This is a genomic window from Spirosoma humi (genome assembly GCF_054776575.1).
The window spans coordinates 1,013,629-1,034,311 of the sequence record NZ_BAAHBR010000017.1; the positions used below are offsets into that span (position 1 = coordinate 1,013,629).

General features: G+C 49.4%; 15 protein-coding genes, 1 tRNA gene and 1 pseudogene. 10 read left to right on the forward strand and 7 right to left on the reverse strand.

Features of this window, described 5'->3' with window-relative positions; genetic code table 11:
* Positions 1–22: 22 nt before the first annotated feature.
* Positions 23–910: a DUF2971 domain-containing protein gene (locus ACYU8Y_RS26350; protein ID WP_460941181.1), complete on the reverse strand. Its 888-nt coding sequence runs from the start codon at positions 908–910 to the stop codon at positions 23–25.
* 207 nt (positions 911–1,117) lie between these two features.
* Here ACYU8Y_RS26350 and ACYU8Y_RS26355 point away from each other — a divergent pair, with 207 nt between their 5' ends.
* The 7 genes from ACYU8Y_RS26355 to ACYU8Y_RS26385 all read left to right on the forward strand — a co-directional run bounded on the left by ACYU8Y_RS26355 (position 1,118) and on the right by ACYU8Y_RS26385 (position 11,891).
* The gene (locus ACYU8Y_RS26355; protein WP_460941182.1) at positions 1,118–2,146 is read left to right on the forward strand and encodes a Fic family protein; all 1,029 of its coding nucleotides are present in this window, start codon (positions 1,118–1,120) and stop codon (positions 2,144–2,146) included.
* Between the two features lie 161 nt (positions 2,147–2,307).
* On the forward strand, positions 2,308–3,969 hold the full coding sequence (locus ACYU8Y_RS26360) for an MFS transporter (RefSeq protein WP_460941183.1): 1,662 nt from the start codon (positions 2,308–2,310) through the stop codon (positions 3,967–3,969).
* 351 nt (positions 3,970–4,320) lie between these two features.
* Positions 4,321–5,109: a 2Fe-2S iron-sulfur cluster-binding protein gene (locus tag ACYU8Y_RS26365; RefSeq protein ID WP_460941184.1), complete on the forward strand. Its 789-nt coding sequence runs from the start codon at positions 4,321–4,323 to the stop codon at positions 5,107–5,109.
* Between the two features lie 21 nt (positions 5,110–5,130).
* On the forward strand, positions 5,131–6,159 hold the full coding sequence (locus ACYU8Y_RS26370) for an FAD binding domain-containing protein (RefSeq protein ID WP_460941185.1): 1,029 nt from the start codon (positions 5,131–5,133) through the stop codon (positions 6,157–6,159).
* A gap of 28 nt (positions 6,160–6,187) precedes the next feature.
* The gene (locus tag ACYU8Y_RS26375; protein ID WP_460941186.1) at positions 6,188–8,470 is read left to right on the forward strand and encodes a xanthine dehydrogenase family protein molybdopterin-binding subunit; all 2,283 of its coding nucleotides are present in this window, start codon (positions 6,188–6,190) and stop codon (positions 8,468–8,470) included.
* A gap of 597 nt (positions 8,471–9,067) precedes the next feature.
* A complete protein-coding gene (locus ACYU8Y_RS26380) occupies positions 9,068–10,051 on the forward strand; it encodes a glycoside hydrolase family 43 protein (protein WP_460941188.1) in 984 nt (327 codons plus the stop codon).
* A 511-nt stretch (positions 10,052–10,562) separates the two neighbouring features.
* Positions 10,563–11,891, forward strand: a complete 1,329-nt coding sequence (locus tag ACYU8Y_RS26385; protein WP_460941190.1) for a WG repeat-containing protein — start codon at positions 10,563–10,565, stop codon at positions 11,889–11,891.
* Positions 11,892–12,045: 154 nt separating this feature from the next.
* Here the strand turns inward: ACYU8Y_RS26385 and ACYU8Y_RS26390 are convergent, their stop codons facing one another.
* The 6 genes and pseudogenes from ACYU8Y_RS26390 to ACYU8Y_RS26415 all read right to left on the reverse strand — a co-directional run bounded on the left by ACYU8Y_RS26390 (position 12,046) and on the right by ACYU8Y_RS26415 (position 17,152).
* Entirely contained in the window at positions 12,046–13,719 is a 1,674-nt protein-coding gene (locus ACYU8Y_RS26390; protein WP_460941191.1) for a hypothetical protein, read from the reverse strand.
* 317 nt (positions 13,720–14,036) lie between these two features.
* Entirely contained in the window at positions 14,037–14,291 is a 255-nt protein-coding gene (locus ACYU8Y_RS26395) for a helix-turn-helix domain-containing protein (RefSeq protein ID WP_460941220.1), read from the reverse strand.
* A 6-nt stretch (positions 14,292–14,297) separates the two neighbouring features.
* Positions 14,298–14,643: pseudogene (locus ACYU8Y_RS26400) on the reverse strand (recombinase family protein); the annotation flags it as partial.
* Positions 14,644–15,189: 546 nt separating this feature from the next.
* A tRNA-Gly gene (locus tag ACYU8Y_RS26405) sits at positions 15,190–15,262 on the reverse strand.
* Between the two features lie 54 nt (positions 15,263–15,316).
* Positions 15,317–16,588, reverse strand: a complete 1,272-nt coding sequence (gene bioA / locus ACYU8Y_RS26410; protein ID WP_460941221.1) for an adenosylmethionine--8-amino-7-oxononanoate transaminase — start codon at positions 16,586–16,588, stop codon at positions 15,317–15,319.
* 51 nt (positions 16,589–16,639) lie between these two features.
* Positions 16,640–17,152, reverse strand: coding sequence for a KdsC family phosphatase (locus ACYU8Y_RS26415; protein ID WP_460941193.1), 513 nt, complete (start codon positions 17,150–17,152; stop codon positions 16,640–16,642).
* A 47-nt stretch (positions 17,153–17,199) separates the two neighbouring features.
* On the opposite strand from ACYU8Y_RS26415, the gene ACYU8Y_RS26420 reads away from it, so the two are divergent.
* From ACYU8Y_RS26420 to ACYU8Y_RS26430, 3 genes are all read left to right on the forward strand, one after another.
* Entirely contained in the window at positions 17,200–18,660 is a 1,461-nt protein-coding gene (locus tag ACYU8Y_RS26420; protein WP_460941194.1) for a methyltransferase RsmF C-terminal domain-like protein, read from the forward strand.
* Positions 18,657–19,709, forward strand: coding sequence for an alpha/beta hydrolase (locus tag ACYU8Y_RS26425; RefSeq protein ID WP_460941195.1), 1,053 nt, complete (start codon positions 18,657–18,659; stop codon positions 19,707–19,709). The genes ACYU8Y_RS26420 and ACYU8Y_RS26425 overlap by 4 nt, the downstream gene beginning before the upstream one ends.
* Positions 19,710–19,846: 137 nt before the next feature.
* Positions 19,847–20,662, forward strand: coding sequence for an enoyl-ACP reductase FabI (locus tag ACYU8Y_RS26430; RefSeq protein ID WP_460941196.1), 816 nt, complete (start codon positions 19,847–19,849; stop codon positions 20,660–20,662).
* The last annotated feature ends 21 nt before the right edge of the window (positions 20,663–20,683 follow it).

The following is a 20,683-nucleotide window of genomic DNA, read 5'->3' on the forward strand; positions in this document are numbered from 1 at the left end:
CGCTGCAATAGCTCAAAATCGGTTATATAGGATTTATTTCGTTTAATCTAATTTTATAGGAGGTACGATCAAGTATACACTCGTAAAGCTTGATGGGTGTTGATTCAGCGTTATTTTTTATAAAGCTTACAATCTCCATTTTTTGTGTTGTCGAACACTTGGCCCCCAACACGATCCTATCCATACAGTCAATGGGATAGTTAAATAAATAGATTTGTTCTCCTGGTATCTGTTTGACTAAATCAGCCTCATTCAGTAATTTAATGATTCGCCACTCCTCCTCATATTCCCATTTGAGGCTTTTCTTCAAAAAGATTTCGCGTACAAGCATGGCGATAGCTTCCTCTTCGGATAATTCAGGATTTATTAAAGCAAGGCTTGGCCTTTGATTGGTATAAATTACTTTTTGTAGACAATTCGTTTGATCACGCTCCGTTTTACGCTGGCTAAAAAAAGGGTGTTCTGATTTAAAGCCAATGGCAAAACCTTTATGAGAATCGGCGTAGTGAGACCACATCAATTCGTTATCTGGTTTTTCCGATAAACAAAGGAGGCCAAACCGGCTGTTCATATCTCTCTGTAATGTATCCTGAAATTGTTCTTTCATGCCCTCAGACTCCAAACCCACAAATTCGTTAAAGATCGACATCAATAAGGGTTGGACAATCGCTAAGGCATCTTCAGATTTTGTTGATTGAAGCAATGAGCTAATCTCAGCAGGTAAATTATGTTCCTGTATGATTTGGTCGATGTTTTGACCAAAGTGAGCGAAGAACTCCTGCTCAAAGTTTGACCCTGTGAAGAGCGTTTCACCAAATGAAGTTATTTTGCTCCTCTCTACCAGAGCGTCTATGTGCGGTGTTACTTCAAATGGATCATTAAAGGAGCCCGGTTGCGTAAATCGGAGCATACCACTGGTTAAGACTTCGAAACGCGACAAATATTTATATAATATCATTTAATCCTGTGATTCTTTTCTCGGATGATATAGTACAAGGGCCTAGACAAATGAAAATAGGTCTCCCGAAGCGACTTAAATATACTACATTTACAGATACAATACAGATACAATACGGATATGACATTCGAGAATAAGCTTCAGTTTGACTTTACTACCATGCAGGAGGTAATCCGTCGAATTGGGTTAATTGACACATTTAGAGGTAAATGGGGGGCTATCGAGCAAAAGAATAATCGTTATCTAAGAGAGCTACGTAGAGTAGCGACCATTGAAAGTATTGGATCATCGACGCGGATTGAAGGAGCAATCCTGACCAATGAAGAGGTTGAAAAGTTAATCAGGAATGTAAAAATTACTGAGTTCAAAACCCGGGATGAACAGGAGGTTTACGGTTACTATGAAGCATTAGATTTGATTCTGGATCATGCTAAGGAGATTGAACTGTCAGAGGCTTATGTCAAGCAGCTGCATGGTATTTTACTCCGTTACAGCAACAAGGATCAGCGGCACCGGGGTGGTTATAAAACGCTATCGAACCAAGTAGTAGCCAATTATCCAGACGGGAGTCAGCGGGTCATCTTCAATACAACAGCTCCCCATCTGACTGAAACAGAAATGTATGAGATGATTAGCTGGGTAGGGATTGCCTTAGAAAACGGCAAAATTCATCCGCTGCTAGTCATTGGTCTATTTGTCTATGAATTCTTATCAATCCATCCTTTCCAGGATGGCAATGGCCGGTTGTCACGTCTGATGACCACACTGTTGCTGCTAAAAATGGGGTATGATTTTGCTCAGTATGTATCCTTCGAGAATGTAATCGAACAACGTAAGGCAGACTATTATCGGGCATTGATGGCAGGTCAGCAATACCGTAGTACGGAAAAAGAGGTGGTAGGAGAATGGATGGTTTTCTTTTTAGATTGTCTGCAAACGTTGACAAGTCGATTAGAAAGCAAATACGCTTTGTACAAAGATAAAGGAGGGTATCTAAACGAGCGCCAACATCAGATACTAGCAGTGCTACAGGATCATCAACCCGTAAAGGTTAGCGACTTAAGTGTTTTGCTGCCGGATGTATCGATAAACACCCTTAAAAAGGATTTGCAATACATGGTACAGCAAGGGATACTTGAGCGCCTTGGCGAATTGAAGGCAACAGTGTATCTGGTAAAATCTAAGTAGGCTGTGTAATCGCTACCACAAAATATGGTTCCACTCAGGAACTTAAAATCTTAGACAAGGCTAGCATCCGGCCCAGTCGGCGATGTACTGGTAACAAAGCAAGCGAGGGGTCGGTTAATAAAAAAGCCAGCCATACTGGATGATTTACGTTTTGCCACTGGATGAATTTACCCCTGCCTGCCTCACCTCAACCTAGCCCGCCAATTTCACTTTGGGAGCCTCTACGCCAAACCCTGTTCCGCAGTATCTGGACGGCAGCTCTGATTTCTAACCTGGGTACCTGGATGCAGAATGTGGCCGGTGTCTGGCTGGTGACGACTTTGTCTACTTCAGCAACCCTAGTGGCCCTGATGCAAACAGCTACCAGTTTGCCTGTCTTTCTGCTCAGCATCCCCGCTGGCGCCTTAGCAGATATCGTTGACCGGCGTAAACTGTTATTGGTGACTCAAACCTTTATGGCCCTGATTGCCCTACTGCTGGGCATTGTCACCCTCACGGGATTGATAACCGCACCTATGGTTGTCGCCTTTACGTTTGTGCTGGGCATTGGGTCCGCCCTCAATGGACCTGCCTGGCAAACGGTTACCCCTGAAGTGGTTTCCCGTCGACTCTTACCCGCAGCGGTCACGCTCAACAGCGTCAGTGTGAACCTGGCCCGGGCAGCGGGACCCGCGCTGGGCGGTCTCATCATCGCTTACTATTCCCCTGGCTATTTATTTATCCTCAATGGCTTATCGTTTCTAATTACAATACAAACCCTGTGGCGATGGACTCGTGATCCGGTTGTGCCGACAGTACCCGAGGATTTTTTCAGCGCCTTGCGGGCGGGCCTACGCTATGTGCGTTACTCGCCTTCCTTGTACGTCATTCTTATTCGAGCTTTTGCCTTTACCTTCGGAGCGAGTGCTATGTGGGCTTTGCTATCCCTGGTGATTGCCCGGCAATTGCACCTGGCTGCCGGCACCTATGGGCTCATGCTTTCCTGCATTGGTGCAGGGGCGGTGACGGGGGCGCTAGTACAGGGAAAAGTGGGCCAGTGGCTTACTCCCAACCAACGGATTATCGTAGCCGGTCTGGCTTTCTGTCTGGTCAATGTCTCACTGGCCATGCTCACCTCCTTAGTGCTTTTGTCGGGTGTTATGTTTGTGGCCGGGCTGGCCTGGTTGCTGGTCCTGACCAGCTTCAACGCGTCGGTCCAACTACAACTACCGAAATGGGTGCAAGCCCGGGCGCTAAGTGTGTATATGTTGGTCTTTCAAGGCGGTATGGCGCTGGGTAGTTTGGTCTGGGGTGCTATGGGGGAAGCCATTGACTTACCCACAGCCTTGGTCGCCGCAGCTGGATGGTTGCTGGTGAGTATGTTCCTGGGTATACCGTTTCCGATTCGATCCACCGAAGAGCTCAATTTAACCCCCGCTGATCACTGGGCGGAACCCGACGTACATATCCCCGTTGAGTACGATGATGGACCTGTTGTGGTCATGATCGAATATGAAATTGAAGCCAGTAATCGACCCGCTTTTTTGGCGGCTATCCAGCCTCTGCAGCGGCTACGGCTACGCGATGGGGCTTCAAGAATCGGTATTTTTACCGATGTGGCCCTTCCGGAACGGCAGGTTGAGTTTTTTACCGTCTCAAGCTGGGGCGAACATTTACGGCAGCATGCCCGCTTTACCCAATCTGATCAGTTGCTTGAAGCGCGGGTGCGTGCTTATCATGTGGGGACAGCACCTCCTAGGGTTACTCACTTTGTCGCCACGCAAGTGGATGAGCTGCTGACCGGCAATGTGGTTAAATTTGAAAGCCTTGTGGACCATCCGTAACTCGTAGCAGTTGTTCATGTGAGACCAATTATTTTCAAGTTGGGACACTAAAAAGGGCCAGCTTGTTAAAAAGTCAGCCAGTACCGTCGTAGCAACAAACGCATCGGTACCACATTAGGAAGACTAAGTCCGCTTTTCACGCTTTATGTAAGTAAAGCCACTCAGGATGATTCAAACAACAGAAGCACTGACTTTACTAATTACGAAAACTCCCTCAACCCATTTATCGATTAGTTATTCGTTCAGTCAGTGGCCACCATATTAGAAGTGATCTCGCTAGTTATTGCTAATCCAATTATGGTAAGTCGTGGATTAAACCAGTATCTTTAGAGTATCCTTCAACTAGACCTTATGGAAGACCAACCCCAGTTTCCGGAGCTAACTGACGCCGAGCGAAAGGTCATCGAAGACCTCATGCCCGATGAAATGAGTGAGATTATTACATCAGGCATAAAACGACGTCATTTCCTTAGACTCATCACCTTGACTGGTACCAGCTTACTAACTACCCATTTCCTGGGTATCGAACAGCTGATGGCCCGAACCACCGCCGGGGTGCCTGTTCCCCCAACCGATGTCGAGAACGGGGTTAATGTGTCCTTCAAACTAAATGGCCGTGCGCAGAGCCTGTTGGTAGATTCCCGCATGACACTACTGGATGCTTTGCGAGAGCGCCTAGCACTGACGGGCTCTAAAAAAGGCTGTGATCAGGGTCAGTGTGGTGCTTGCACAGTGCTGGTAGATGGTCGACGCGTGCTGTCCTGCTTAACGCTGGCCGCCACCTGTGAGGATAAAGTCGTGACGACCATCGAAGGATTAGCCGATGGCGACACGCTGCACCCCCTGCAAACGGCATTTATTAAGCATGATGGATTTCAATGTGGTTACTGTACGCCCGGACAGATCTGTTCGGCAGTAGCCCTGCTGAGTGAAGCCAAGAACGGCGAAGCCAGCTACGTCACCCAGCAGGTGCGCCAAACAGGCAAACCAATGAGGCTTTCCGATGAAGAAATTCAGGAACGCATGTCGGGCAATATCTGCCGCTGTGGAGCCTATCCCAATATTGTGGATGCCATCCGCGAAGTACATGGCGACAAGGCCGTAGCCCAGGTTTGGCAATTTGCCGACGGTACGATTTGATCCTCTGACCCAATCTCATTTATGAAACCATTCAAATATTCGAAGGTGGGTGAGGCAGGTACGGCCATTACCCTGGTCGCATCAAATCCCGGCGCCAAGTACTTAGGCGGTGGTACTAACCTGGTCGACTTGATGAAAGAGGATGTGATGCATCCAACAGAACTGGTCGATGTTTCCCGGTTGAAACACGCCGATATTGAAAAGACGGCCAATGGCATAACCATCGGTGGTATGGCGACCAATGCCTTCACGGCCAATCATGAGTTGATTCGGAAAAACTATCCGCTGCTCTCGATGGCAATCCTGGCGGGGGCCAGTGCGCAGATTCGCAATATGGCCACCAACGGTGGTAATCTCAATCAGCGTACCCGCTGCACGTACTTCTACGATGTGGCCATGCCCTGCAACAAACGTCAACCAGGTTCGGGTTGTGGTGCGTTGAAGGGAATCAATCGCAATCACGCCATATTTGGCTGGTCAGAAAAGTGCGTCGCGGTTTATCCATCCGACATGGCCGTGGCCTTGGCCGCGCTGAATGCCCGGGTGCACGTGGAAGGCAACAATAATGTCAAACGCACCATTGAATTCGCCGATTATCACCGCCTGCCCGGCGATACGCCCGAAAAAGATAACACCCTCAAACCCGGCGAACTAGTCACCTCGATCGAATTACCGGAAAATGAACTGGCTGACCGCTCGTACTATCTGAAGATTCGCGAACGCTCATCCTATGCGTTTGCGCTGGTGTCCGTTGCGGCCGCATTGTCTCTGGAAGGGAATCAAATTAAACAGGTTCGGCTCGCACTGGGGGGCGTGGCGCATAAACCCTGGCGGGCAGCGGTCGCCGAAAAATGGCTGACGGGTAAAGAAGCGACGGAGGCCAACTTCCGGGCAGCCGCCGACGCCGAGCTTAAAAACGCCCGACCCCTGGAGCATAATAAATTCAAGGTGGCGATAGCCAGAAACGCCATTACACGAGCGTTACAGGGAGCCATGCAGGGCGGGGTGTACGGCCTGGAAGGTAGGGCTGAAAACGGAATGCCTAAGTAATATTCCTCAAAAGACAACCCAGCAGACCATGAGTGAAATTGGTAAACCAATCAGCCGCATTGATGGCCGGATGAAGGTAACGGGTAAAGCAACCTATGCGGCCGAATTCAACCAAGCCAACATGGCGTATGCTTTCCCCGTCCGGGCAACGATTGCCAAAGGACGAATCACCACCCTGGATGACGCGGCCCTCAGAAAAGAGCCGGGTGTGCTTGCCGTCATCAGCTATAAGAATGCCCTGAAGCTGAAACCTCTGGACATGTCGGCGCAAGCCAAAGCCGGGGCCGCGTTTCTGGGGGAAAACCTGCCGCCTTTGCAGGATAGTCAGGTGCACTACCCTGGCCAGTTCATCGCCGTAGTTGTCGCCCAGAGTTACGAGCAAGCCCGGGCAGCCGCCTATAAACTGAAGGTACGCTATGCAGTAGAGAGAGCAGCCACCGATTTGAAGACCGCGCTGCCCACCAGTAAGAAGCCCAAAATGTTTATGGGGGAGGAAGCCCAAGTGAGTGAGGGTAAAGCCGCTGCCCCATTGGCCAGCTCGGCTCATCGGGTGGATCATGCCTATTCTACGCCGGTCGAGCATCATCACCCCATGGAACCCCACGCCACCGTAGCCGTTTGGGAAGGGAATAACAAGCTTACCCTCTACGATGCGACCCAGGGCGTGGGCCTCACCGGTTCCATCGCGGCTTATTTTCTGGGTCTTAAACCCGAGAATGTGCACGTGATTGCTCCTTTCGTGGGCGGTGGCTTCGGCAGCAAAGGTCTTTGGTTGCACACCCTTTTGGTCGCCATGGCGGCTAGGGCCGTGGGTCGCCCCGTCAAACTGGCGCTGACCCGGCAGATGATGCAAACTAACGTAGGGCATCGGGCCGCTACCATCCAACGGGTGGCTCTGGGCACGGATACGTCCGGGAAATTGAGCGTCCTCCGGCATCATACCGACACGTACAATAACCTGACCGAATTTTTTGAACCGAGTGGCAAACAGTCGCTGGTGCTCTACAAAGCGCCGTTGCGTGAGGTTACCTACAACGTGGCAAAACTAAACCGCGGTACCCCTACGTTCATGCGGGCCCCCGGTGAGACACCCGGTACATTTGCCCTTGAATCGGCGATGGATGAGATGGCTTATGCGCTTAAAATGGATCCCATTGCGTTCCGTATCGCCAATCACACGGGCCAGGATCCCATGAAAGGGCATGACTTTTCGAGTGAGTATCTGCTGGACTGCTACCGTATTGGGGCCGAAAAATTTGGCTGGTCAGCTCGCAGTTTGGAACCCCGGCAGACACGAAAGGGGAACTACCTGGTCGGCTATGGCATGGCCACAGCTACCTATCCCGGCGGCCGGAGCGCGGCATCGGTCAGGGTAGCCATGAGGGCTGGCGGGGAGGTAACCCTGATGACGGCCTCCATCGACATCGGCACGGGAACCTATACCGTACTGGCGCAAACGGCGGCCGATGCGCTAGGCGTACCAGTTGACCGGATTCAGGTAAAGATCGGCGATTCTAGTCTTCCGCCAGCTCCATTGGCGGGCGGCTCTCAAACAACGGCCAGCATTCACCCGGCCGCGATGGAAGCCTGCGTTTTGCTGAGAAAAGAACTGGTAGCACTGGCGGTAGCCGACCCCGCTTCGGCGCTCTATGGCCGCAAGCTGGACGAGATTGGGTACGGGGATAGCCACCTATTTGTTACCGGTGAGCCCAAGAAGACCGATTCGTACACCGCCATTCTAAGCCGGGCTAAGCGGACTGAGCTGGAAGCCTGCGCGACCACCCAACCGGTTTCGGGTGCGGGTCTCACGGTACCCAGTGCTCTTTGTACCCCCCGGCAGGCTCCCGCTGAGCAGAACAGCGATGATAAACACTATGCCTTCCATTCGTTCGGTGCCCAGTTTGCCGAGGTATGGGTGGATGAGGACTTGGGAACGATCCGGGTGAAACGCTTTACCAGCGTACAGGATGTGGGCCGGATCATGAATGAAAAAACGGCCCGTTCGCAGATTATCGGGGGCGTCATTTTCGGCATTGGTGCAGCCTTGATGGAAGCTACAGAGTATGATAAACGCTGGGGCAACCCGGTCGTTCGCACCCTGGCCGACTATCACGTGCCGGTCAACCTGGATGTGCCACCCATTGATGTTCATTTTATTGGCAAGCCCGACCCACATATTTCTCCCATTGGTGCCCGGGGTATTGGCGAGATCGGTATCACCGGTGTGGCCGCGGCCATCGCCAACGCGGTGTTCAATGCTACCGGCAAACGGTTGCGAGATTTGCCCATGACACCCGATAAATTGGTTTAAAAATGGGAAGTGAATAGGCCCTTAAGGATCATACCAACAGCAGGCCAAGCGATTGAGTAATGCAAAATTCACCTAAAGTGAACAGAACGTCTTTCCTTCAAAGGGCCAGCTATATGCATAAATGTTTGAGCAAAAAGCCCCGCTGGTCACCCCAGCGGGGTTGAAGAACTATAACAGATACCGAACGTTCCGTTAAATGGTAAATGACAACTAGCTAATTCCAGGCTCAGTGGTAGCGGTTGGGTTCGAGACGGAAAAGTCTATTTCAACCCTTCATCAGCGTATATACTTGTATAACGTGGTCTTTGAGATATGTAACTTGCTCGCGATTGGCTCCACCAAGTATTTAACTTCTTTGTAGAGGTTTTCACCAATGCGGGCTTTTTATCCAGCTATTTAGAGAGCTAACACAAAGGAAACATCGCGGTAAAGACAGCTCGTGCTTTTTAGCGTGACAATGACAATTCGTGAGTGGCTTTCATGACATGCATAGCTCAAAACACTTTTATCAAGGGAGCGTTATGGCAAATTTTTGTTATATCGATCAGTCGCTTACGTAACGACCCAACCTGCAATCAGTATACCATAATCCCTAAAATGAAGTCATTTTTTATTTACTCGATTCTTTTACTGACTTCTTATCATGCCTTAGCACAAGCGAAACAGGAAATTTTTTTTGCTGATGTAACCATCTATACGGAGGCAGGCAAGTATTATCTAACCGGCTCCAGAGGGGGAGATGGAGGGCCGCCAGGATTTGCCTTATTAGAGTCAAAGGACCTCAAAACATGGGCCGTGCCTGCCAAGGCAAACGATTCACTGGGGATAATCCTCACTAAAGGTGACCACACATTCGGCACAAAAGGCTTCTGGGCTCCTCAAATTCTCAAGGATAAGGGTGTCTATTACCTGACCTATACGGCCGATGAGCAAACCGCATTGGCCCAGTCAACCTCGTTACTAGGTCCTTACCGACAAAAAGAAGTCCGCCCAATTGACGGCTCTGAGAAAAATATTGATTCCTATCTTTTTAAGGATACCGATGGTAAATACTACCTCTACTGTGTACGCTTTAACAAAGGCAATTACCTGTATGTCGCCGAGTTTGACCTGAAAACCGGAACGATAAACGCTAAAACCCTAAAACGATGTTTTGAGCAGACTCAGGCCTGGGAGGCAACACCTAACTTTAAATCCGCCCCCATTATGGAGGGACCTACGGTGATAAAATTGAGGAATAAATATTACTTGTTTTATTCAGCCAATCATTTTCAAAACATTGATTATGCGATTGGCTATGCGGTGGCTGATTCGCCCTACGGGCCTTGGGTAAAGTATACAGGAAACCCCATCATTCATCGGTCGATCGTTGGCGAGAACGGATCAGGCCATGGTGACCTGTTTGAAGGACTAGACAAGCAATTATATTACGTCTACCACATTCACAACTCATCCGACAAAGTAGGCCCTCGCCGGACACGGATCGTGCCGGTCGTCGAACAATGGGATGAACAAGCAGGTGTTTATCGGTTTAGTGTCAAAGGGGATGAGGTCATTGTACCGGTAATGGCTAAAAAATAAGGCGTGTTGTTCCTCGCTGGTTAAAATTACTTAAACTCATTTTACTCGTTAGCTGGTACCAAGTTTTTGGAAATGGCAGAATCGAGTCAGTTTAATAGTTGTCGCTTTTTCTCAACGACCGTTGTGATAATGTTACAGATTAAAGCAATTACCTTAAGTTGGCGATCGGTTACTTATTGACAAGGCAAAATGTCAGGCCTCGTACGGGCATGTTTATAGAAATGTCAGCTTTATCTTGTCAACTCTGCCCATCACAGCGAATCTTGTTATAACGACACGGGCGGATTCTTTAAATGTAGACAGATAAAACCCGTAGTAAAGCTAGGCCGCTGACCTGAGCCATCTCCGTTGATTCATCAACTTAATCTAGTCTACATTTTACCACTTAGCTATATGGAATCGGTAAAGTCATCGCATCCATGAAGAATAGTCAGTCTATTGTTGATCAAGGTGTATATTCCAGCATTACTTCAGAAGTGCCTGGGGTAATGTAAAAAGGTAGAAATTACTAATGCGTCTAATCACTATTCGATACCTCACGTTTATTGCTATATTTTTACTATCGGTCAGGCTATTCGCCCAGACCAAGTCCACCCCAACTGCTGGCTGGCTAAACCAGTACAATGAATACCAGGACTATGGTGACGTCTATGTGGTCAAAAAGATTACGCAGGCGTGCCGTTCCTACCAAACCTTCCTTACGGATAAAAACGGACACAAATTAACCCCAGCCTACCGTGACATTGGCGACTTCGAAGAAGGGCTAGCCGAGTTTGTCCCGATGCAACTTAGCCGGCAAGGGCAGGGTCTGCACGGATTTATCGATAAACGGGGGAAGGTCATTATCGAGCCTAAATACATCTCCACCGACATATTCCGCCAGGGCAAAACCTGGGTCATGTACCCCGCCGACTTACACTACGGGCTTTCCTACATTGATAAGACCGGAAAAGAGCTGTATAAGATCCCCATTCAGCACTATCCAAACGATTACCTGATCAAAAACGCGACAATCGATCATACCTGTAACCACGACACCAAGGAAGATGTGCTGTGGTGGCGAAAGGGCGAATTCTTTATTCTCAACTTCAACTTTACCCCCTTTGTCACCGAACAGATCCAGCGATCCAAACACGTTACGGCCTTTAAATTCCAAGGGAAATTTGGCATCATCGATCCTGATTTGGTGCTGAAAGTTCCGGTGGCGCTCGATGCCGTTGATGTCGATTACACCTATTCCGGTCAAGGTATGCAACGAGTACAATATGGGACTAAGTACGGATACGTGAGTCCCCTTACGGGTGAACTGATCGTTCCCTTCGACTATACCGATACGCGTAAACCCACCAACGGTCTATTTTGGGTCAAGAAGAATGGGAAATGGGGTTGTATTGACAAAACCGGCCAGCTGCGCATTCCCCATTTGTACGATGAAGCGACCGGCTTTACAGCTGAAGATAGATCGGCAGTGGCCATACATGGTAAGTTTGGCCATATTGACAAGTCGGGCAAGGTGCGCACGCCGTTAACCTTTGATTTTGCCTCGTATTATCAACATGGCCTCTCGATGGTTCGGATGAAGGACAAATATGGCTTTATCGATACGACCAACCGGTTGATTATCCCACTCATCTACGACGAAGCGTTCCCCTTCGACCGTGTCACGACGATCGTTGAGCGTTACTGGCTTCGGTATGAACTTTCTCTGGATGGCACGGAGCAATTCATTGGCTTCTCCTACAAGCTGGATGCCGTATTGATTATACTTGGCCTCCTGCTCTTTGTCTGGCTCAACAGTCTGTTTCTAAGGGTGATCAGTAAGTTTAGGCCCGTGCGGTAGAGGTGCTAAAACGGGTGATGAAACAGCATAGGCTCATCCGTGTCAAGAACCTTAATTGAAGGGTCGTTTAATAAATGTGAAACTTGGTTGACGCAACAATTAGCAAACCTTTGTTCAACGGCTTGGCCACCTCGGGCAGTCAAGCCAAATGTACCTACTTGGTGAGAACGTTGTCCTGATCAATAGTGATTCGAGTACCATTGATCAGAATGGAGCTTCCTTGCATAGAGAAAGTACCCAATATCTCTAAGTTTCGGCAGACGGCCTCTGCCATACCTGAATCCAGCAAAACGGTATGCTCAGGTTGAATAACTACGTCGTCCAGCGCCGTTGGCAGGCGGCCACACGACCAGGTCGAAGATGCATTCCACGAACCAGTCGTAAGACTGGTGCACGTCAAAAGAGTTGGCCCATTCAGCCGTACGATCCAAGCGTCTGAATAGCCCCGGTTGATTGCCACGTCACCATTGGCCGATTCGGCTGCTCCCACAACAATACACCCGCCGTCGGTAGTGGATAACACGGCTGTGGCATCTTCGCCCTTTGAGCCACCCAACGCCTTTTGCCAGATCAGCGTACCCGAAGAGCTCAGTTTGATCACCCAATAGTCTGTTCTTCTTACGTAAGCATCGGCTGGGGGGTGATACCCCGTCACATCGCCATCTGCGGACTCTATAGAACCGGCTACCACGTATTCGTCTTGGTCAGTTACCGCAATGGATGCTGATACATCGTCGTTGAAACCGCCTAATGCTTTTTGCCAAATCAACTGACCGTCCTTATCCAGCTTTAATACCCAAAAATCATGAAAGCCAAAGAACGTATTGCCGTAGACGGGTGGTATTGTCCCATGATACCCTTTCACATCACCATCGCCTGAGCTGGTACGCCCCGACACAACGAAGTTTCCGTCAAAAGTTCTAGCGATAGACATAGCCCGGTCGTCGTATGAACCACCATAGGTCTTCTGCCATACTTTGTTCCCGTTTGAATCTATCTTGACGATCCAGCAGTTAAAGCCTGCGTATGTCGGTGTTACATCACCGTCTTGGGAGGCTGTATAGCCCGCAATCACGTAACCTCCTTCCGGCAGAGAGATGATTGAACTGGGCTGTTCGTTGCTGGAGCCGCCAAATGTCTTCTCCCAAATTAGATTTCCAGCAGAATCTAGTTTGATAACCCAAATATCGTACAGGCCCAAACCAGCGTTACCTGGCTTTTTCACCCACCCGGCCACCACGTAGTTTCCCTCTTTGTCAACGGTTACTGTTTGGGTGGAGTACTCTAAGCTCGAACTGGCGTTAAACGTCTTTTCCCATACTTTTCCGCCATTTGCATCTAATTTGAAAACCCAGGGCGATCTTTTTTGATCCGCAGCACTGCTAATAGCTTCGGCTGCAACTACACATCCGCCACTGCTAAGCGTAGCCACACTCAAAGCGCTATGATAGCTGTAGAGATTGTTAGGAAACAGCGCATAACTTTTAAACCACACTTTGTTACCCTGCTTGTTAAGTTTTGACACCCAGGCGGCACTCTGCACCTTACCCGCTAATGGATCGGTTGCCATATCACTATTGGTGGATGACGTACTGCCTACAACAACATAAGTAGAGTCGGTAAAGGCAGCGATTGCGCTAGCGTTATCCGTATAATTCCCCCCTATACTGACCTGCCAATTTATCGTCGGAGCGGGTTGAGTAAAGGATTGAACTGGGGTAACCCTGTCAAGCGTAAAAGAGGGCAAATGAGCAGCGAAACCGAATGAACCCTGTACAAAAGAAAGGAGTATTATAGAAACGAAGTGAAACGAGTAGACTAATGGCATAGAGTGAATAATTGAACCAACAAATTTATAAAATTTATGAGCGCGTTGGCCTGCTTGATCTCCTTACTATAAGTAAATAGTTTCACAGAATTATTTGATTTATCGACTAGGTTTCCTCATTCAACACTTACGTTAAGAGCAATACATGTAAGTCATGTCTATTTGGGCGAAAGAAGAAGGAAAATAACGAGTCACCGTGATTAGTATTCAATAAGTTTGAGTTGAAAATCAACCGCTTATCGGATCTAAACGTCATCTCATTGATCTTAACACAAAATGCATTTGATGAATATTAAATAGAGGACACCTGCCGTTTTCTAAGCTATGACCATCGGATCTTGAACGGAATCGCCGATTTTAACCCCTCGTTGGCGTAGGTATTTATACAGTGTGGTTTTCGAAATGTGTAACTCGCGGGCGATGTGTTCGACGGAGTATTTACCTTCTTTGTAAAGGCTTTCAGCGATACGGGCTTTCTGCTCGGCCGCCTTGGATAGCCCTTTGCGCCGGCCTAAAAGTTGGCCCCGGCGTCGGGCGGAGGCCAGGCCAGCTAGTGTACGCTCCCGGATCACCTCTCGTTCAAACTCAGCTAGACTGGCGAAAATGCGGAAAACCAGCCGGCCTTGCGCCGTGGTCGTGTCGATTGGATCGTTTAAACTCACTAATCCGATACGTTGCTCCTCAAGCTGAGTGACAATCTCGATCAAATGATTCAAGGACCTACCAAGACGATCCAGCTTCCAAATCATCAATGTGTCCCCCCTCCCGGATGATTTCGAGAAGCCGGTTTAGTTCAGGCCGTTCGGTCTTAGATCCACTGGCTTTCTCCTGAAAGATTTTCGAGCAGCCTGCTGCTTTAAGGGCATCTAGCTGAAGAGCCAGGTTTTGATCCTGGGTAGAAACACGGGCGTAGCCTAACTTCATGATGTAGTAGTATCTATCTCACGTCAGAGACGTGAACATGAGAAATCTATTGTCGATCTAGAAAGCAGGTTGTTGGTATTGAAGGTACAGAATTATTTGGTTTCCAAGCTAACAAAAAGAAGGTCAATCATAGGGCTATGGGAAAGGGGATGGTCTATCTGTTCAATTCATCATCATTCACACATAGAAGCGTACATAAAAAGGTTAAAAACGGTGGTAAGTGAACTGAGTAAGAGTTTCATAATCAATAGTTTATATCAATTATAGGTCTCTTAAAAAAATCGTTAACGAAAACGCTCCTCTAGCTGAGCCAAATTAAACCATATGTGTTGATAGAAGGAGCCATTGGCTTGAGTCGATTAATATACAGCTGTGACGTTATGAGTTATTTTGACAAGGATAACTCAAAGCCTTGTTAAAATTAATAAGAACGCAGAGAGCAACTCATGTAGTTGTGTAAACCAGGGTGTAAACCGGCTTAGGTACCAAAGAAAAAAACCGGCCACCATCGCTGCTAACCGGTTAATTTTCATGGGCTTATGTGTGAGCGGGAAATGGGGTTCGAACCCACGGCCTGCAGCTTGGGAAGCTGCCGCTCTACCAACTGAGCTACTCCCGCGTCGATTGGTAAAACAAAGGTGGCAATTTAAATTTAAATGTCAAGACTGGAGAGTCATATGGTTGTCAGTAATAGTTCAATTTGTTTGTAAGCAAAGGCAAGCTGCTCATCCGTGGTGCAATAGGGGGGCATCAGATACAGGACGTTGCCTAATGGACGCATTAATACGCCCCGGTCAAGTAAGAAATTGTAGGCGGTGTCTCGTATGTCGTTAAAATAAGAGGTCTGCTCACCAACATTTAAATCGAACGCAAGCAACGTGCCATGCTGGCGAATGGTATCGACGGATGCATACGTAGCTAGCCGTCGTGTAAAATTCGCGTGGCTTTGCGTAATACGCTGAATATTAGCCTGGGTTTCAGGTAAGAGGAGCAGGTCCATACTGGCGAGGGCAGCCGTGCAGGCGAGTGGGTTCGCCGTGAACGAATGCCCGTGAAAGAGCGTCTTGTGCTTATCATTGGACAGAAAGGCATCGTATATATGGGCTGCACAGGCCGTAACGCCCAGTGCCATAGTTCCGCCAGTCAAGCCTTTCGACAAACACATGAGGTCTGGTTTCTCGTTCAGATGATCTGAAGCAAATAATTTGCCCGTGCGACCGAAACCAGTCATTACTTCGTCGGCAATGATAAGAGCACCCTGGCTACGGGCCAGTTTGATCAACTTATCCAGCACATGAGGTTCGTACATGACCATGCCACCGGCGCCCTGAACAAGAGGCTCGGCAATAAATGCAGCTACATCGCTGGTAAACAGGGCTTCTGCCTGTTGCAGAACGATTTCTTCCTGCCCCGGTACGGGTACGGGTAGATAATCAACGTCGAACAAAAAGGGGACGAAGGGGGCGGTGAAGGCACTGCGACCACCAACCGCCATAGCACCGAAGGTGTCCCCGTGATAGGCATTCTCAAAAGCAACGATCCTTTTGCGGGGCATCCCTAAGTTATGCCAGTACTGAAACGCCATTTTTAGCGCCACTTCTACCGCAGTAGACCCGTTGTCGGAGTAAAATACCTTCGACTGATTGGCGGGGAGGATAGCCAGCAGCCGCTCGGCTAGCTCAACGGCGGGTTGGTGAGTGAAGCCCGCGAAAATTACATGTTCCAGAATCTGGAGTTGTTCGGATACCCGTTGGGCGATGTGCGGATGGGCATGGCCATGAATGTTCACCCACCAGGAGGAGATCATATCCAGGTATTCCCGGCCATCGGCACCGTAAAGTATTGAGCCGCTGCCCCGCACAATCGGAATCGGCAAGGGAGCTGTTTTCATTTGCGTGAACGGATGCCAGATTACAGCCTGATCGCGTTCGGCTAAGTCATTCATGTGAACGTTGATGCTTGATAAAGAAAGGTTTGCCATTCAGACAAAACAGAATTATAGGCCCCATTTTCCCTGCGCTTTCATGACCTGCTCGATCACGTCGCGCACCGCGCCACGGCCACCGGCCTTTGGCGATATATATTGGCAGACAGCCTGAACTTCAGCAACGGCGTCGGATGGGCAAGTACTCAAAACGGCGGACCGATTTAAAATTGGGTAGTCGGGGAGATCGTCGCCCATGTACAGAATTTCGGACTCGTTCAGGCCGTCGCGGGCCATATAGCCCAGGTATGCATTCACTTTCTGATCGGAGGGGCCACCCATAAAAATGTCTTTGACATTCATCGACGTTAACCAGCTACGAAGACCATCAGCATTGGCCGCCGAAATAATACCAACGCGAAACCCGGCTGTCAGTGCCTGCTCAATAGCGTATGTGTCGCGGATGAAAACGGTTCGAAACCGCTCACCCGAGGCCAGCAGTGAGACACCGCCATCGGTCAATACACCATCTATATCAAAAATAAAGGTCTTGATCTGTTTGAATTGCTCTTGTGTATGAGTCATGCTGCAAGTTTAGTGAAAACCGCCCGACAGTTGCGTATTTTTGTCAGATGACAACACATAAGCCTATTCCGACTGAAGGTACATCGGCTGGATGGTCCCCGGCTGGATGGTCCCCGGCTGGATGGCCCCCGGCGTTTTTGGCGCAAATGCAGGCGCAGCTGGGGACCGAGTTCCCCTCGTTTGAGGCCGCCTTGGGGCAGCCGACGCCTGTAAGTATCCGGATGAATCCGCGGAAGGTGGCCGAGCCGGGCTATGACACAACGGGCTTGGCGCAAGTGCCTTGGTGTCCGCAGGGTTTTTACCTTCCCGAACGGCCAAGTTTTACGCTCGATCCATTTTTTCAGGCGGGGGCTTATTACGTACAGGAAGCGTCATCGATGCTGTTGCACGAGGCATTGCGGCAAACAGTCAACCTCAGCCGTCCTCTGCGTGTACTGGATTTATGCGCAGCGCCCGGCGGAAAAAGTACATTGCTGGCGTCGGCGCTGCATCCCGACAGTTTACTGATTTGCAATGAAGTGATTCGCAGCCGGGTGTCGGTACTGCGCGAAAACCTGGATAAATGGGGTTATCCGAATGTGGTGGTTAGCAATCACGATCCGGAAGATATGGCCAATCTGGCCGGTTTTTTCGATGTCGTGCTGGTCGATGCGCCCTGTTCGGGTGAGGGGCTTTTTCGGAAAGATCCCGATGCCATGCAAGAGTGGTCGGAAGCGAGTGTCGACTTGTGTTCAGCCCGGCAAAAACGGATTCTGGCCGCGGCTGCCCCTCTGCTGGATACCAATGGTGTGTTGATTTACAGCACCTGTACCTATAATGATACCGAAAACACCGAGAATGTTCGCTACCTGACCGAAAACGGTTTTCGAAATCGGCCACTGGTTTTTCCCGCCGACTGGAACATCGTGGAGAAACAGGCGGGCGATCCGGAAACGGGCGATGCCGTTGGGTACCAGTGCTATCCGCATCGGGTACGGGGCGAAGGTTTTTTTATCAGCGTTTTCCAGAAAACGGCCTTCACGCCGGTGGTGAAACTGGATGCCCGTACCTTCCGCACCATCCGGGCGCTTCGTCCGCGTGAAACGGCATCGGCGGCCAAATGGCTCGAAAAACCAGCCGACTTTTCGCTTTGGGAAAAACCCAATGGTGATGTGATGGCTCTGCCGAAAGCGCTGGAGAAAACGTTTCTGTTTCTGGATAGTGCCCTGAAAAGTAAAGGATTCGGGCTGGAAATGGGCCAGTTTAAGGGGCAGGATTTCATTCCATCGCACGCGCTGGCGCTCAGCATGGCTGTCAATCAACAACTCCCCGGCCTGGAGTTGAGTAAGGAGGATGCGCTCCGGTACTTTAAGAAAGAAAATCTGGTATTCGATGAGCCCGTTAAAGGCTGGTTAGTAGCTCGTTATCAGGGTATGAATCTGGGCTGGGTAAAAGGCGTTGGTACGCGCGTCAACAACTATCTGCCGAAAGACTGGCGAATCAGAATGGACATAAAAGAATACGTATGAAACGGTTTTTCCTGATTGCGGGCTTGTTGGGGGCGGTTATTGTTGTGGGGTATCTACTTGGACCAACGGCCCATTCGGACAGTATTAAGGAGGAAAACGTGACGCTCGACCCTGATCTGGTAAAACTGGAGCAGCGCCTTGATGAGTCGGAGAAGAAGGCTAACGTACGCCCTGATAATGAAGCCCGCATTGTGTGGGCTGATAGCCTGCACAAAGTCAAAACGCCGTACAGCATCGTGTATATACCGGGTTTTACGGCTTCTTGGGCCGAAGGTGACCCGGTTCATAAGCAGATCGCGGCTCATTTTGGCTGCAATCTGTACCTCGCCCGTACGGCCGAACACGGGATAAACTCGCCCGATGCTTTACAGAAACTGACTCCTTCTGCCTATGTCGCGTCGGCTGAACAAGCCCTGGCGATCGGGAAATTACTGGGAGACAACGTCATTGTCATGGGCACATCGGCCGGGGGAATGCTTGCGCTTTATCTGGCCGCTCATCACCCCGAAATTGATGGATTAGTTTTGTATTCTCCCTGCATTGCTACGGCCAATCCAGCTCTTAAGCTGGTCACAGGTCCGTGGGGTAAGCAAATTCTGGATCAGGTTTTCCAAGGCGAACACGTTGTGAATACGCACTATAGCGGGGGCCGTGCCCGGTATTGGTTGCCGCAGTACCACACCAACGGACTCATTACGTTGCAAACGATGCTCGATCAGTTCATGACGCCCGAGCAGTTCCAAAAAGTGAACCAGCCGGTTTTCATGGCGTATTATTACAAGGACGAGGAACATCAGGACAAAGTCGTATCGGTGCCTGCCATGTTGGCGATGTATGACGAACTGGGGACACCAGCGGATAAAAAACAGAAAATGGCCTTTCCCGAAGCGGGCGAACACGTGATTGCGTCCCGTTTTACGTCGCATGACTTGAAGGGCGTCTATGCCGCCACCGAAAAATTCATGGCGACTATTTTAAAATTACCCCCGGCTCCAGTATCAAGACCGGCGCTGGCTCTGCAATCAAAACGTGGTACGACCAAAAAATAACCTAACTTTGCCGCAATTAGTGAGGAATGAAGAGTGAAAATGAAGAATAAAAATTAACACTATGTTGATTTTACCTACTCTGGTAGCCTTCTCTCGATTTTACTCTTCACTCTTCATGGTTCATTCTCATTAAAATTATGGCCTACGGATTACTGAAGGGAAAGCGTGGCATCATATCCGGTGCCTTAGATGAAAAATCAATCGCCTGGAAAGTCGCGCTAAAAGCGAAAGAAGAAGGCGCTACGTTCACGCTGACCAACGCACCGATTGCGATGCGTATGGGAGCTATCAAACAACTGGCTGAACAGTGTGAAGCCGAAATCATTCCGGCCGATGCTACATCGGTAGACGATCTTGAAAACCTGTTCACCAAATCAACCGAGGTATTAGGTGGAAAAGTTGACTTTGTGCTGCACAGCATCGGCATGAGCCCAAACATCCGTAAGGGAAAAGCCTATACCGACCTTAACTACGACTGGTTTAAGCAGAGCATCGATATTTCGGCGCTGTCATTCCATAAAATGATGCAGACGGCGTATAAACTGGATGCGATCAGTGAGTGGGGTTCGGTGGTGGCGCTGACGTACATGGCAGCCCAGCGGACGTTCCCGTTCTATACGGATATGGCCGATGCGAAGGCTGTTCTGGAGTCCATTGCCCGTAGCTTTGGCTATCGGTATGGTAAGTCGCATAAAGTACGGGTGAACACCGTTTCGCAATCGCCAACACCAACAACGGCGGGTGGAGGGATTGGCGGCTTCGACAAATTCTACGATTTCGCCGATAAAACGGCTCCGCTGGGCAACGCAACCGCCGACCAGTGCGCCGACTATTGCATCACCCTGTTCTCCGACCTGACCCGTATGGTCACGATGCAGAATCTATACCACGATGGCGGTTTCTCCATGACCGGCATTTCAGAAGAAGTAATGGCATTGGTAACGAAAGAATAGTCGAAGAATAAAAAAGAAACG

Excerpts from the sequence above, each read along its gene's own strand:
- ACYU8Y_RS26425 (WP_460941195.1), top strand. The coding sequence starts at position 18,657 with ATGAAACGGTTTTTCCTGATTGCGGGCTTGTTGGGGGCGGTTATTGTT.
- ACYU8Y_RS26390 (WP_460941191.1), bottom strand. The coding sequence starts at position 13,719 with ATGCCATTAGTCTACTCGTTTCACTTCGTTTCTATAATACTCCTTTCT.
- bioA (WP_460941221.1), bottom strand. The coding sequence starts at position 16,588 with ATGAATGACTTAGCCGAACGCGATCAGGCTGTAATCTGGCATCCGTTC.
- ACYU8Y_RS26350 (WP_460941181.1), bottom strand. The coding sequence starts at position 910 with ATGCTCCGATTTACGCAACCGGGCTCCTTTAATGATCCATTTGAAGTA.
- ACYU8Y_RS26415 (WP_460941193.1), bottom strand. The coding sequence starts at position 17,152 with ATGACTCATACACAAGAGCAATTCAAACAGATCAAGACCTTTATTTTT.
- ACYU8Y_RS26355 (WP_460941182.1), top strand. The coding sequence starts at position 1,118 with ATGCAGGAGGTAATCCGTCGAATTGGGTTAATTGACACATTTAGAGGT.
- ACYU8Y_RS26385 (WP_460941190.1), top strand. The coding sequence starts at position 10,563 with ATGCGTCTAATCACTATTCGATACCTCACGTTTATTGCTATATTTTTA.
- ACYU8Y_RS26375 (WP_460941186.1), top strand. The coding sequence starts at position 6,188 with ATGAGTGAAATTGGTAAACCAATCAGCCGCATTGATGGCCGGATGAAG.
- ACYU8Y_RS26365 (WP_460941184.1), top strand. The coding sequence starts at position 4,321 with ATGGAAGACCAACCCCAGTTTCCGGAGCTAACTGACGCCGAGCGAAAG.
- ACYU8Y_RS26420 (WP_460941194.1), top strand. The coding sequence starts at position 17,200 with ATGACAACACATAAGCCTATTCCGACTGAAGGTACATCGGCTGGATGG.
- ACYU8Y_RS26380 (WP_460941188.1), top strand. The coding sequence starts at position 9,068 with ATGAAGTCATTTTTTATTTACTCGATTCTTTTACTGACTTCTTATCAT.
- ACYU8Y_RS26370 (WP_460941185.1), top strand. The coding sequence starts at position 5,131 with ATGAAACCATTCAAATATTCGAAGGTGGGTGAGGCAGGTACGGCCATT.
- ACYU8Y_RS26430 (WP_460941196.1), top strand. The coding sequence starts at position 19,847 with ATGGCCTACGGATTACTGAAGGGAAAGCGTGGCATCATATCCGGTGCC.
- ACYU8Y_RS26360 (WP_460941183.1), top strand. The coding sequence starts at position 2,308 with ATGAATTTACCCCTGCCTGCCTCACCTCAACCTAGCCCGCCAATTTCA.